Source organism: Rhizobium sp. NZLR10 (assembly GCF_019685125.1).
In the GTDB taxonomy this organism is placed as follows: domain Bacteria; phylum Pseudomonadota; class Alphaproteobacteria; order Rhizobiales; family Rhizobiaceae; genus Rhizobium.
The window spans coordinates 123575-137491 of sequence record NZ_JABDWE010000011.1; the positions used below are offsets into that span (position 1 = coordinate 123575).

At 61.3% G+C, this 13917-nt stretch carries 13 protein-coding genes; 6 read left to right on the forward strand and 7 right to left on the reverse strand.

The window, feature by feature from the left end:
* Positions 1-219 precede the first annotated feature (219 nt).
* Positions 220-921 carry a response regulator transcription factor CtrA gene (gene ctrA / locus HJB82_RS18005; protein WP_003542362.1) on the forward strand — a complete coding sequence of 234 codons (702 nt, stop codon included), beginning with the start codon at positions 220-222 and terminating at the stop codon, positions 919-921.
* Between the two features lie 182 nt (positions 922-1103).
* Here the strand turns inward: ctrA and HJB82_RS18010 are convergent, their stop codons facing one another.
* Both HJB82_RS18010 and chpT read right to left on the reverse strand, forming a co-directional pair.
* On the reverse strand, positions 1104-1466 hold the full coding sequence (locus HJB82_RS18010) for a response regulator (protein ID WP_010069020.1): 363 nt from the start codon (positions 1464-1466) through the stop codon (positions 1104-1106).
* Positions 1467-1586: 120 nt separating this feature from the next.
* Positions 1587-2234, reverse strand: coding sequence for a histidine phosphotransferase ChpT (chpT, locus tag HJB82_RS18015; protein ID WP_207581542.1), 648 nt, complete (start codon positions 2232-2234; stop codon positions 1587-1589).
* Between the two features lie 194 nt (positions 2235-2428).
* Here chpT and HJB82_RS18020 point away from each other — a divergent pair, with 194 nt between their 5' ends.
* Together HJB82_RS18020 and HJB82_RS18025 are read left to right on the forward strand one after the other, a co-directional pair.
* Complete coding sequence (locus HJB82_RS18020) at positions 2429-3016, forward strand: DUF1134 domain-containing protein (RefSeq protein ID WP_221132316.1); 588 nt, start codon at positions 2429-2431, stop codon at positions 3014-3016.
* A gap of 116 nt (positions 3017-3132) precedes the next feature.
* Positions 3133-4293, forward strand: a complete 1161-nt coding sequence (locus HJB82_RS18025; RefSeq protein WP_207581544.1) for a hypothetical protein — start codon at positions 3133-3135, stop codon at positions 4291-4293.
* A gap of 59 nt (positions 4294-4352) precedes the next feature.
* Here the strand turns inward: HJB82_RS18025 and HJB82_RS18030 are convergent, their stop codons facing one another.
* Positions 4353-5177: an RNA methyltransferase gene (locus HJB82_RS18030; RefSeq protein WP_221140867.1), complete on the reverse strand. Its 825-nt coding sequence runs from the start codon at positions 5175-5177 to the stop codon at positions 4353-4355.
* Positions 5178-5184: 7 nt separating this feature from the next.
* The gene (locus HJB82_RS18035; RefSeq protein ID WP_221140869.1) at positions 5185-5571 is read right to left on the reverse strand and encodes a hypothetical protein; all 387 of its coding nucleotides are present in this window, start codon (positions 5569-5571) and stop codon (positions 5185-5187) included.
* A gap of 41 nt (positions 5572-5612) precedes the next feature.
* On the opposite strand from HJB82_RS18035, the gene HJB82_RS18040 reads away from it, so the two are divergent.
* Together HJB82_RS18040 and rpoH are read left to right on the forward strand one after the other, a co-directional pair.
* Positions 5613-6638: an RluA family pseudouridine synthase gene (locus tag HJB82_RS18040; protein WP_221140870.1), complete on the forward strand. Its 1026-nt coding sequence runs from the start codon at positions 5613-5615 to the stop codon at positions 6636-6638.
* 180 nt (positions 6639-6818) lie between these two features.
* Entirely contained in the window at positions 6819-7727 is a 909-nt protein-coding gene (rpoH, locus tag HJB82_RS18045; protein WP_007630673.1) for an RNA polymerase sigma factor RpoH, read from the forward strand.
* Positions 7728-7935: 208 nt separating this feature from the next.
* On the opposite strand, the gene HJB82_RS18050 is transcribed toward rpoH, so the two are convergent.
* Together HJB82_RS18050 and HJB82_RS18055 are read right to left on the reverse strand one after the other, a co-directional pair.
* A complete protein-coding gene (locus tag HJB82_RS18050; RefSeq protein ID WP_221140872.1) occupies positions 7936-10440 on the reverse strand; it encodes a hypothetical protein in 2505 nt (834 codons plus the stop codon).
* A gap of 60 nt (positions 10441-10500) precedes the next feature.
* Positions 10501-11799, reverse strand: coding sequence for an adenylosuccinate synthase (locus tag HJB82_RS18055; protein WP_207581549.1), 1299 nt, complete (start codon positions 11797-11799; stop codon positions 10501-10503).
* A 191-nt stretch (positions 11800-11990) separates the two neighbouring features.
* Between HJB82_RS18055 and HJB82_RS18060 the strand changes: the two genes are divergently transcribed.
* Complete coding sequence (locus HJB82_RS18060) at positions 11991-12908, forward strand: DMT family transporter (protein ID WP_207581550.1); 918 nt, start codon at positions 11991-11993, stop codon at positions 12906-12908.
* Between the two features lie 82 nt (positions 12909-12990).
* Here HJB82_RS18060 and HJB82_RS18065 read toward each other — a convergent pair whose 3' ends face one another.
* Entirely contained in the window at positions 12991-13839 is an 849-nt protein-coding gene (locus tag HJB82_RS18065; RefSeq protein WP_207581551.1) for a GNAT family N-acetyltransferase, read from the reverse strand.
* Positions 13840-13917 lie beyond the last annotated feature (78 nt).

Consider the following 13917-nt stretch of genomic DNA (forward strand, 5'->3'; position numbering starts at 1 on the left):
ATCACTTAGCGCCTTTTCCTAATGTCAAAGTTTAGGAACGCCATTTGAGATTCCTATTGGAAAACAGAGAAATGGAAAAAATATTTAATAAATTCGATACTCCTTGCCAGAGTGAATTAGAATTTGTTAACCATTTCGTGGCAGCTTCCAAATCACGTAGCGTGTTCGGTATCGTGTAGGGGGCCAGACCACCTTTCGGCGGCGGTAAAGGGGATAATTATGCGGGTACTTCTCATCGAGGATGATAGCGCGACGGCGCAGAGCATCGAGTTGATGCTGAAATCAGAAAGTTTTAATGTTTATACCACCGATCTCGGTGAAGAAGGCGTCGATCTGGGCAAGCTGTATGATTATGACATCATCCTTCTCGATCTGAACCTGCCCGACATGTCCGGATATGAAGTGCTTCGCACGCTCCGGCTGTCCAAGGTCAAGACACCGATCCTCATTCTGTCGGGCATGGCCGGCATCGAAGACAAGGTTCGCGGCCTCGGCTTCGGCGCCGACGACTACATGACCAAGCCCTTCCACAAGGACGAGCTCGTCGCCCGCATCCATGCCATCGTCCGCCGCTCCAAGGGCCACGCCCAGTCGGTCATCATGACTGGCGAACTGATCGTCAATCTCGACGCCAAGACTGTCGAAGTCGGCGGCCAGCGTGTCCACCTGACGGGCAAGGAATACCAGATGCTGGAGCTGCTTTCGCTCCGTAAAGGCACTACCCTCACCAAGGAAATGTTCCTGAACCACCTTTATGGTGGCATGGACGAGCCGGAACTGAAGATCATCGACGTCTTCATCTGCAAGCTCCGCAAGAAGCTCGCCAACGCCGCCGGCGGCGCCAACTACATCGAGACCGTCTGGGGCCGTGGCTACGTTCTGCGCGAGCCGGATGGTGCCGAATACGCAGAAACCGCCTGATTTTCCGATCCCCCTTATCGGATAACGAAAATCCCGCCCTTTCGGCGGGATTTTTCGTTTCTGCCTGGCAATAAGAAACCGTCCTGAGAGGATCGGGGCTGGATCGGTACAAAGGGAAACAGTGGCTGCGGCCGAACGTGCGTACACCTTCGGCATCATGCTGCATGGAGAGAGGCATGCCATCAGGCAGCGATTGCGCGGTTTCCAAAAACAGCGGTCAAGATCTTGCGATCGAACGGCTTCAGCAGGAAGTCGGTGGCACCGGCCCGTTTGCCCGCCATCAGTTTCTTCAGATCCGCCTCGACGACACAGTAGTAGATCTTGACCTCTTTGCCGCCGTCCATGGCGCGGATGGCGGCGATGAGGTCGAGAGCGCCTTCCATGCCGGAATCGACGATCAGATATTCCGGCAGCTCCGCCTGGCAGCGCTGCAGTGCCTCGCCGGCGTTGGAGGCCTCGCTGACAAGAAAGTCGAGTTCAGAGAGAATGCGCTTGCCGACCTTGCGGACGATATCCGAATTATCGGTGATCATGAACCTTTGCATGGGCGCTCCTTTGCCCCCGCATTCGTCGCAGCAAGAGGCCTCTTACAACCCTGGAGGATAGGTCCATCAGGCTAAGGAATCGTTACCGGACGGGCGCGTACACCCGCCCCTGCTCCGAAATCAGGCAGCGGCGGCTACCGCAGTGAACACCAGCTCTTCTGGGCTGGCGCTGTGATCAAGCGTCATTCCGCACTCCTGCGCCAGAAGCACGGTGTAATAGGGCTGGATCGAATGAGCGTCGATCGCCTCCTCGATGGTGCCGGTCGATATCTCGACGAATTTCGGCGGCAAGCGCATCAGTTTGCCTTTGGCCGTGAGCTTGAACCTTGCATCGAATTCGGGGTTCTCAAGCGTTACTTCGAGGACGCCGCCGCGCGGGATAGCGGAATAAGCAACCAGAAAGAGGTTGAGCAGCAGCTTGACGCGATTCTTGGCGACGATGGCGCGCGGCCCGTTCCAGATCACTTCGGTCTTCTTCTCGGCGACGGCGAAATCTTTGGCTGCTCGCTCGGCCTCGCCGGTGTCGATCGAGGCACCGACAGAACCCGAAGCGCCAAAGGCGAGACGTGCGAATTTCAGGCGGACGGAGGCGTTGAGCGCGCTGGTGCGGATCAGGTCCATCGCATCGGCATCGGCACCACCCTCATCCAGGAGTTCTAGGCCGTTATTGATCGCACCGACCGGTGAGATGACATCGTGGCAAACGCGGCTGCAAAGAAGCGCGGCCAGATCCGGGCCGGCCAAGGTGAGATTAAGGTTCTTGGACATCATCGTCTCCTGAGGGGCAGCAATTTCATTGCGCCCGGGAATATGCTTCATCAAAATTGCGCGAAGTTTGCGATCGTATTCGGTGCCATAATGACACCATATTTGGTAAACCGATTGTTAAGATCATCGGCGCAAAATGCACCAATCGCCGCGAGCGCTTGCCCGCTCCAGCCAAACGACGAACGGATGATACCATGCGCCCTCGATTTCCGCACCGATTCATCGACTTCTACAGGTTGCTTTCGGCCCTCGTCTTCTCCTCGCTGATGGTTGCCGGACCTGCCTCTGCCCAGGACAACGGCCAGTACACGATGCAGGAAATCGTCGACGCCGGCCACTCCTTCTTCGGTTCCGCCAGCGGCGGACTTGCCAAAGTCGTCGAGAGTGCCTTCCAGAAATACGGCCTGCCAAATGGCTACATTCTTGGACAAGAGGGCGGCGGCGCCTTCATCGCCGGTCTCACCTATGGCGAAGGCCAGTTGAACACCAAGAACGCCGGCGAACATAATCTCTACTGGCAAGGTCCCTCGCTCGGCCTCGATTACGGCGGCCAAGGCTCGCGCGTAATGATGCTGGTCTACGACCTGCCCTCCGTCAACGGTATCTATGCCCGGTTCGGCGGCGTCAGCGGCTCTGCCTATGTGATCGCCGGATTCGGCATGACGCTGCTCAAGAACAATGACGTCCTGGTCGTGCCGATCCGCACCGGCGTCGGCGCCCGCCTGGGTATCAATGTCGGCTATCTGAAGATCACCCAGGCACCGACCTGGAACCCCTTCTGAGGCCGCAAGGCCGCTGGAATCCATCCCCGCCGGCATCAGCGGCCTTGCCATGCGTGTCCTGCGTGCTTAATCATCGCGGCTGACCCCGTATCAACCTTCGAATCGATGGCCGCGCCGTGATCGAATATGCTCTCTTGTTCGGATTGGGCTTCCTGACCGCGGCCTTCCTCGTTTTTCTGGTCTCACCCGCCGTTCACCGCCGCATTGTCTGGTATACCGAGAACCGCTTGAAGGCGACCATGCCGCTAAGCCCGCAGGAGGTTCGCGCCCAGAAGGATATGGTGCGCGCGCTCTATGCCGCTGAAAATGCCCGGACCGCCCAGGACCTTCTGCGTGAGCGGGAAAAATCCCTTTCGCTCCAGCTTCGCCACGACGCGCTTGCCGTCGATGCAGGCAGGCTTGCCGCCGATATCGGCGAATTGCAGGCCCAGATCGGCGAGATGCATGTCGAGGCCGCCGAGCAGCGCTCGCATCTGCGCAAGGACGAGAATTATATCAGTCAGTTGAAGACCAATCTGCATATTGCCGAACAGTCCGTTGCCAACAAGGAGAGCGAACTGGCGACGATGAGGACGCGGCTGAGCAAGCTCGGCGAACAGACCGATGGACTGAGGATCGACCTGGCTGCACGCGAAACCGAGGCGGAGAGCCTGAAATTTCGCGCCAACGCCTTGCGCGACGAACGAGACACGTTGCGCCAGGACGTCACCCTGCTGCAGAAGCGTGCCAAGGATGCCGAACAGAAATTGACGCAGCAGCAGCACATGGTGATCCGCCTGGAGGATAAGGCCGCGCGCGACAGCGCGTCGGCCGCCGAAAAAGAAACCCTGGTCACTCGCCGCCAGCAGGAGATCGTCAAGTTGAAGGAACAGTTGAAGGCCGCCAATGCCGAGATCCGCAAGGTCAACCGCGTGCTGCGCGACGCCGGTCTTGCCGGGATGGCCGCGGAGTTGCCGGCGGAGATGGCGGCCGAAGATACGACGACAGTCACGCTCGACGCCGCCGTTGGCACGGCTGAGATAGGCCAGGATGTCCGCAAACGCAGCGCCGCCCTTGCCGAGCGCTTGCAAAACGCAAAGGCCGTACCCGGGCGCGATGGCACGATCCGCGAGGAGATCGCCTCGATCGCCGCCAACATGGTGGCGCTGACCGCACTCAATGAAGGTCCCTCATCGCCGATCCGCACGCTTCTCGCGGAGGCTGCGGAAAAGAGCCCGAACGATCGCGTCAGCCTTGCCGACCGGGCAACGGCGATCATCGCCGATCCCCAGCGCTGAGACCTGCAGCAATTCAATATGCTACGGCGTCCTTCGTGTGTCTAAAAAGACGCTATAATTTAGATCCGACCCATCGCGGAAGCCATGGAAAATAGAGCGATCCCCGTCGCCGTCGCGGCGTTAAGGCTGTCGAGTTCCTCCGACTGTGGAATGCGCGCGCTCTGAAAGCGCGCAAGCAGCGCCTCCGGTAACCCCTCCCCCTCCGTGCCGACGACGAGCGCCATACGCATTGAAGCCGGAATAGCGCGGATATCGGTCTTGCCGTGCGGCGAAAGCGTCCAGATGGCAAAGCCCCGGTCGGCAAGTGCCAGAAGCATATCCAGTGCCTTGCCACCGCGCCGGTGCGGAACGCTCAGCACCGAACCAACCGAGACACGCAGCGCCTTGCGGTAGAGCGGATCACAGCTGGTTTCATCGAGGAGCACTGCATCGGCCCGGAAGGCGGCTGCATTGCGGAACATCGAGCCGGCATTGTCATGATTGGAGATGCCGCAGCCGACGAGAACCAGCGCCCGTTCCGGCAGCGCGTCGAGAAGTGCCGCCTCCCCGCGATCCTCCCGCCGGCCGAGTGCGAGTACGCCGCGATGCAGATGGAAACCGACGACGCCGTTAAGCACATCAGCCTCGGCGACAAAGACCGGCACGTCGGCCGGCAGTCGTTCCAGGATCGGCAGAACGCCGTCGACGCGGTTGCGCAGCAGCAGGATCTTCTCGGCGATAAAGCCGCGGTCTCCCAGGTGCGCCTCGGCGAGCATGCGCAGCACGACAGTGCCTTCGGCGATGAAGCGGTTCTCTCGGCCTGTCAGGTCACGCTCGCGGATGTTGCGGAATTCCGCGACGCGCGGATCGTCGGCGCTGTCGATGGCGATCGGGACGGCGGCCATGCCGACCTCAATTGCCCGAGACAGTGAGATCGGCGACGGAGCGGCCAGTCCTGAGATCGAAGACCAGCGCCTTACTCTTACCCTCGGCCGTCTCGCCGTAAAACAGGATCTGCCCTGCAGAAAACGAAGTGGACTGCACCTTGAAGCCGAGCGGCAGGGAAACCGTCGCCGAAAGCGGCGCATCCGAGGGCACGCCGGAGGCGGAAACCGTCGCCGCCGTGTCCTTCGGTTCGCTGTGCATCGTCTTGTAGACAACCGCCCCGAAGACCGCCATAAGGCTCACGAACATGATGGCGCCGGAAACGATCTGCAGGCGGACCATCTTGCGCCGGACACTTTCCATCGCCGGATCAAGGGGCTTCTCTTCCTGATCGTCTGGCTCGATAGCTGTCATCTGTGCGTCCCATTCTAAAAATACGTCGGAGAAGAAGCGTCTTGAGCGACCCCTTTAAACAAGCAGCCGGCAATAGAAAAGTCCTGACCGCCGACGAAACCGCAGAAGGCCGGCTCGACACCTGGCTGACGGCACAGGTCGCCGAGGAATTTTCGCGCAGCCGCATCAAGGCGCTGATCAAGGACGGCCAGGTTCTTCTGCGCGGCGAACCCGTCACCGACCCCCAGCGCAAGGTGCGCAATGGCGACAGTTTCGAGATCACGCTTCCCGAGCCGGAAGACCCGACGCCGCAAGGCGAGGATATTCCTCTCGATATCCTCCATGAGGACGAAGACGTCATCGTCATCTCCAAGCCTTCCGGTCTCGTCGTCCATCCCGGGCCTGGCAACTGGACGGGGACGCTGGTCAACGCGCTGATCTATCATTGCGGCGATACGCTCTCCGGCATCGGTGGCGTGCGCCGGCCTGGAATCGTCCACCGTCTAGACAAAGACACGACAGGGGTTATGGTCGTCGCCAAGAACGACATTGCCCATCGCCACCTCTCGCTCCAATTTGCCGACCATGGCCGCAGCATGCCGCTCGAGCGCGCCTATCAGGCCGTCGTCTGGGGCCGGCCCCGCACGCTGACGGGCACGGTCGACGCGCCGCTTGGCCGCGCCACCGGCGATCGCACGCGCCGCGCCGTCAAGCGCCCCGACAGTCATGACGCAGACGAGGCGATCACCCATTACGAGGTGGTCGAGCGCTTCCAAGAAAAACCCGACGCGACCGCGCTTGCCTCACTGGTCGAGTGCCACCTCGAAACCGGCCGCACCCATCAGATCCGTGTCCATATGGCCCATATCGGCCATCCGCTGCTTGGTGACACGGTTTACGGCGCTGGCTTCAAGACCAAGGCCAATATCCTGCCCGAAGAAATCCGCAAGGTCGTCAACGGTTTCGGCCGCCAGGCGCTGCATGCCTTCATGTTGCAGTTCGAGCATCCCCGCACCGGCGAAATCATGCGTTTCGAAGTGCCGCTACCGGATGATATGGTAGAACTGGTCGAGTCATTGCGAGGATAGAGGCGTCTTCGACCCCATCTCACACCTGCGTGAGCGGCACCTTGAACCGCCGTTTCGCCACACTTATCTGTATGTTGACTTAGTGCGGGCTTGCAGTAGAGCCGCATGTCCCGGTTTGCCTTTTTTAACGCGAGAACGCGTTGCCAACGGGAGCCGGAACCCATTTTAGGAGGGTGCACTATGGCCCGAAATACCTTGCCGTCCATTACCGCCGGCGAAGCCGGTCTCAATCGTTACCTCGATGAAATCCGCAAGTTTCCGATGCTTGAGCCGCAGCAAGAATATATGCTCGCCAAGCGTTATGCCGAGCACGGTGATCGCGACGCCGCCCACCAACTCGTTACCAGCCATCTTCGCCTCGTCGCAAAGATCGCGATGGGTTATCGCGGCTACGGCCTGCCGATCGGCGAAGTCGTCTCCGAGGGCAATGTCGGTCTGATGCAAGCCGTCAAGAAATTCGATGCCGAACGCGGCTTCCGCCTTGCCACCTATGCTATGTGGTGGATCAAGGCCTCGATCCAGGAATATATTCTGCGTTCATGGTCGCTCGTGAAGATGGGCACGACCGCCAACCAGAAGCGCTTGTTTTTCAACCTGCGCCGGCTGAAAGGCCGTATCCAGGCAATTGATGACGGCGACTTGAAGCCGGAGCACGTCTCCGAAATCGCCACCAAGCTGAAAGTCTCGGAGGAGGAGGTCATTTCGATGAACCGCCGGCTGTCCGGCGACGCTTCGCTGAACGCGCCGATCAAGGCGGCCGAAGGTGACGGCGGCCAATGGCAGGATTGGCTGGTGGACGACCATGACAGCCAGGAAGACGTGCTGATCGAACAGGATGAGCTCGATACCCGTCGGCGTATGCTGGCGAAAGCGATGAGCGTGCTGAACGAGCGCGAACGCCGTATCTTCGAGGCTCGTCGCCTCGCCGAGGATCCGGTGACCCTGGAAGACCTTTCGACCGAATTCGACATCAGCCGCGAACGCGTCCGTCAGATCGAGGTCCGCGCCTTCGAAAAGGTGCAGGATGCTGTCCGCAAGGAAGCCCAGGAACGCGCCAAGGCCGTCCGCGTCGTCGAAGCAACGGCATAGACCTGCCGCGTGAGAATGCATGTCGCCCGGAAGTGCGTAGTGGTTCCGGAATAACGACATTAGAATGCGCCCGATAAATCGCGTTTTGATGCGACGCGCTTTAGAATTGAAGAAGGCGGGTCCTTGCGGCCCGCCTTTCTGTTTCATTCTCTTTTCGCAGCCTCGGCACCCTGTCAAAGGCCGGGAAAGCTGGCATTGCGGACGACCATCACTGACTCGTCGACACATCCCCGAGCGCAGTCCATTCCTTGATCGCGGTATTGAAGGCGTCCGTTCCCGTGCCCCCCTTTTCCATCGTCAGTAGCGCGCGGCGACCGTTGCGGTAGGTGACTGGGATATCGATCCAGCTACGGGTCGCCATCAGATCGAGATTGGCCTTGCGCGCATCGGGATAGTCGTTGAGCGCGATCATGTGGAAATCGTCGGTGATCTTGGCCGGAACCGCGATCAGCGCGTCGCCGCGGTCCTGCTCTGTGCGCTTCATCGAGATGCGCTGGACGCTGTCGATGCTGCCGCCTTCGAAATTCGGCGGCACCGAGAAAACGATCTCGACCAGATGACTTGCCGGCAGCGACGGATCGGAATTGCGTTTGAAAGTGACGAGTGCCGAGAGATTGCGTTCCGGCACGGTGACGTTGCCTTGTACCGTCGCCTCCTGGCGGCCGTCCTGACCGGCCTCGTGCTGCACACTCCAGACGACGGATCCCTCGATCGCGGTTGGCGAGCTTTGGCCGATACGTTCCTCATAGAGGAACATCTTTTGCGACGAACCGACGGGGGCGGTCTGCTGCGGAGATGCCGCCGGGCCGTTCGGCGTCAGCGTTTCGGCTGGTGCGACATCGCCCTGGGCGCTGGCAGGCGGCGTATCGGCTGCAGCGACATTCTGTTCGGCGACCGATTTTCCTTCCGCGGTCGGCGTTCCCGGCACCGTCGCCGGTCCGCTGTCGACCTCGGTTCCATCCATCAGCAGCCGCTGAGTGAATTTCGAATTGGCCACGGCGCCGTCATTGTTCAATGACGCCACCTGCGGGTTCGGCTGGGCCGGCGCCACTGGGGTATTCTGTGCTCCTGGCGTGGTCGGCTGAGCTGGCGCCACCGCGCCCGGCTGGGCAGGCGTCGCGGAGTTAGCCGGCGGCGGCGTCTCGTTCTTGGTCGCCTGCGACGGTGCCGAACTGACGAGCCCGTCGACCATCGCCACCAGCGCCTCTCTGTTCATCCAGCCGGCATAGGCGCCGCCACCGATCAAGATGAGTGCGAAGATGAGTGTGATCACGGTGCCGATGCCGAAGCGGCGGCGCTTCGGCTCCATCCGGAAATTCTTGCCCTGCAGCTTGGAAGCGACGATCCGATCGATATCCATCGCCGGATTGGCGTCATCATCGTCAGTGGCGACCGAGCCGCGGCGGTCGTAGCCGCGCAGCGCCTTCGCCTCGCGCCATTCCTCGCTCGGCGCGCCGCTTGCAGGCGCCGGCTTGCCGTTGTGCACTTCCGCGAAGATATCGACATCGTCGAAATGCGAGGCCACCGGCGTCTTCTTGCTGCTGCCGGCGTCGATCGGCGGCAGATCGTCGAAGGCTGCGGTCTCCCAGGAGAAACTTTCCTTGGCCGTCGGCATGACGGCCGCAGGCGCGACTTTTTCGAGGCTCGAAATCACCTCTTCGAAGGCGCGTGCCGAGACGTCGGCGGTGACTGGCGCCGTTTCCGAATATTGCCGGAGTTCCTCTTGCGCCCATTCGGTCTCGGCATCCTTCGGCGCCGGAGCCGGCGTTTCGGCGGCGGGCTCGCTCCAGACGGGATCGAAATGCGCTGCGGCATCGGCCTGCAGCGGCTCCTCGCGGCTGTGCTCCACGAATTCCTGCGGACGATCGAACTCTGCAACCGGCTCCACCAGCCGATGGGCAGCATGGTCTAGGCCGCGCGCGACGCGTTGGGAGGCGTCGATAGGCTCGTACGCCTTCTCGGCAGCCGGCTCCTCGCTTTCCACCGTCGCCGGTTCGGCCGCGAGTTCTTCGGCCTCTGCGGGATGCTGCTCGTCGGGATGATATTCGCCGGATTCCTCGTTGCGATTCTCGGCAGGCGGCTCCCAGCGCTCATCATCTGCAGGCCAAGCCTCGGCAGCGATGTCGCGCCCCTCGCTGGAATGCCATTCCTCGGCCGGCGCTTCCTCTTCATGCGAGGGATGCCAGTATGTTTCGGTAGGAACGGGTGTCTCTGCCTGCGCGGGAGCGGTGGCCTCGGCCGCAACAGACGTCTCCGGGAGGCTGCGCGCTTGCTCGGAGAGAGGTTCCTCGTCCGCCAGCTTTTCCTGGGGCTCCTGCGGCGCGGCTGCCTCCAGGTGATCCGGCTCGTCGGCGGGCTCAACCGCCTGCGGTTCCGCAGAGGCTTCGTAGGTCGGCTCTTCGACGACAGGCGCAGGTGTTGGTTCGCTTTCGTCGTGAACCGTTTGTTCTTCCGAAGATTCCGGCGCGGGGACCGCGGCAACCGCCGCCTCGAGCGGCAGCGCTTCGGAGTGTTCGCCTTCCACTTCGCGGATGGCGGCCTCGAGCTTTTCGAGCTGGCGTTGCAGCATGGCTTCCGGCGGACGCGGCTTCATGTTCTCGAGCTGCCGCTGCACTGCGCCGCGGGCACGTTCGTAGACTTTCACCCGCATCTCGGGGGTATTTTCAGCCAGGCCGTCGACGGCCCGCCGAATAACTGCAATAAAATCCGCCATCAGTACTTTCTCAAGAAGTCCGGCACCCTACCGAACTATCCTCCACAGTGACCCGTGAGCTTAATCCTCAAACGGATCGGTCACAAGTATCGTGTCATCCCGCTCCGGGCTCGTGGAAAGGAGCGCGACGGGCGCCCCGATCAGTTCCTCGACCTGGCGAACATATTTGATCGCCTGCGCCGGCAGATCCGCCCAACTGCGGGCGCCGACGGTCGATTCTTTCCACCCCTCCAGCGTGATGTAGATCGGTTCGACCCTAGCTTGCGCTCCCTGGCTTGCCGGAAGATGATCAATCTGTTCGCCGTCGAGCATGTAGCCGACGCAGATCTTCAATTCCTCGAGGCCGTCGAGCACGTCGAGCTTAGTCAGCGCGATACCCGTGATGCCGTTGGTGGCGATCGATTGGCGCACGAGTGCGGCATCGAACCAGCCGCAGCGCCGCTTGCGCCCGGTCACCACGCCGAACTCATGACCTTTTTCGCCAAGGAACTCACCGATGGCGTCCTTCAGCTCGGTCGGAAACGGACCTTCGCCGACGCGCGTCGTATAGGCCTTGGTGATGCCAAGAATATAGCCGAGCGAGCCCGGTCCCATGCCGGAACCGGCCGCGGCCTGGCCGGCCACGGTGTTAGACGAGGTCACGAAAGGATAGGTGCCGTGATCGATATCGAGCAGGGTGCCCTGCGCGCCCTCGAAGAGGATACGGGAGCCCTTGCGGCGCTCCTTGTCGAGGAAGAGCCAGACGGTATCACGGAACGGCAGCACCCGATCGGCGACCGAGGTCAGTTCATCCATGATCGTCTGGTGGCTGACTTCGGCGACGCCGAGGCCGCGGCGAAGCGCATTGTGATGCGTCAGAATACGGTCGACCTTGCCGGCAAGACTGTCGAGATCGGCAAGATCCATCACCCGGATGGCGCGGCGGCCGACCTTGTCTTCATAGGCCGGACCGATGCCGCGGCGTGTCGTGCCGATCTTGGTGCCGCTGTTAGATGCCGCATCCTCGCGCATCGCATCGAGCTCGCGGTGCAGCGACAAGATGAGCGTCGCATTGTCGGCAATGCGCAGATTATCAGGCGTCACCGTCACGCCCTGGGCCTCCAGTCGACCGATCTCGGCGATCAGCGCATGCGGGTCGACGACGACGCCGTTGCCGATCACCGCCATCTTGCCCGGGCGCACGACACCGGACGGCAGCAGCGACAGCTTGTAGCTCGTGCCGTCGATGACGAGCGTGTGGCCGGCATTGTGTCCGCCCTGATAGCGCACGACAATATCCGCACGCTCCGAAAGCCAGTCGACAATTTTGCCCTTGCCCTCGTCACCCCATTGCGAACCGACCACGACTACGTTCGTCATCCAACTCTTCCTGTTACCGGCGGAAAACCGCACACCTGCTCAAACCCGCGCATCTATAAAGCTTTGTTTTTGGGAAAGCGACCCTGTTGTCACAGGTGATTGGGCTTTTTACGTGACAAATCAGCAGCCGGCAGGTTATTGCCCGTCACAAAACGCCGCGCGGCGATCGCGGAAAGATGGGAAGAACGCTTTTGCAAGCCAGGGCCTACATCTGCCTCGTTATCGCCACCCTCTGCTGGGGCGGCAACTCCGTCGCCGGCAAGCTCGCACTCGGGCATATCAGCCCGATGATGCTGACCTTCCTGCGCTGGTTTATCGCCGTGGCGCTGATCGCCCTGATCTCGGTGCCCCAGCTCAAGAGGGACTGGCCGGTGGTCAGGAAGAACCTGCCGTTGCTCTTTTTCTACGGCGTCATCGGCTACACGCTTTTCAACGCCATGCTTTATTCGGCCGTGCAATATACGACGGCAATCAATGTCGCCATCGAGCAGGCCGGCATCCCGATGCTGATCTTCCTGCTGAATTTCATGTTCTTCCGCACTGGCATTTCGCTGGCCCAATGTCTCGGCTTCGGCTTGACGCTGATCGGCGTCGCTCTGACCGCCGCTCATGGCGACCTGACAACGCTGCTGCAATTAAGCCTCAACCGCGGTGATGGGCTGATGCTGATCGCCATTGCCGCCTATTCGGTCTACACGATCTTCCTGCGCTGGAAACCGCCGCTCGACTGGCGCACGCTGATGGCGATCCCGGCATTTGCAGCCATGCTGACCTCGGTGCCGCTGCTCCTTTGGGAAGCCGGCCGCGATGCCGCGCAATGGCCGGACCATGCTGGCTGGATCATCACGCTCTACACGGCGATCTTTCCCTCGCTGGTGGCGCAGATCCTCTATATCAAGGGTGTCGTGGCTATCGGCGCCAACAGGGCCGGCCTGTTCATCAATCTCGTGCCGGTGTTCGGAACGCTGCTCTCCGTCGTCCTGATCGGCGAGACGCTGCAGTCCTTCCATGTGATCGCGCTGGTGTTGACCTTGGGCGGCATCGCGATCGCCGAAAAAGGCCGGCCGAAAGCTTCGGCCGCGACTGTTCCCGCCTCACCGGTGGATTGATGCATGTCAGGAAGTGCGCGGCGGTTCAACAAAAGAACCAAAGCGCCTCGGATGAATCAAGTTTGACGCGACGCGCTTTGGTCTATCCAAGCTCCAGAGTCGTCACGCCGAAGACATGCTTTAGTGGGATGGCCGGCGCCGGCCCGCGATACATGCGTGTCGTCTCGAACACCGGTTGAAGGCCGAGGCTTTCGGCAAGCGCGACCGCCTCGTGGTTCTCCGCGGGGATATCGATGAAGATCGAAGCCCCCTTCGCCTCGGGGATCAATTCGGCAAGCAGTGCTGCGGCGCTGTCGGCATCATTGGCAAAAAGCGGGCCGATCTTGTAGCCCTCGTAGCAGCGGCGGATCGTGCCGTAACCGCGGATCTTGCCGCTTTTGCGTACCACTACTGAGCGGCGACCCTTGCGACCGGTGCACCAGGCCGCGAGGAAGGCATCGCGCGGCTGCGGAAAGATCGCCGAATCATAACGCTGCAGGCCTTCCAGGCGCGAATCCAGCACCGGCTGCGCGGCAAGCGTCGAGACCGGCAAGGAGGTGACGACGCCGCCGTAGCGAAGGGTGGAGTAGGCGGGTTCGAAGCCGGCCTTGCGGTAGTTATCCTGCTGTGCGGCGACGCCGTCAAGGCCGATCGTGCGATCGTGTGCGCTGGCGATGCCCGCCTCCCAGATCGTCCTGCCATAACCCTTGCCGCGGAAATCGGGATGAACGATGTAGAGGCCGAGGAAGGCGAAACTCTCGCCATATTTGACGACCGAGATCGAACCGACGGGGACTTCACCGATGGCGCCGACGAAGAATCCGGACGAATCGGCCTCCATGAATGCAAGCGAATCATCGAGGCCTGGGTTCCAGCCCTCCTGACGCGCCCATTCGAGCACGAGTTCCAGTTCGCCGGGCCGCATCGAACGAACGGCAAATTCCGAATTCATGCGACTTTCCCAGATTGCATGTCCCGCAAGTCCATCCCGGCAATGTCAAAGTAATTGTCAGGTCCCCGACTCCCCGAT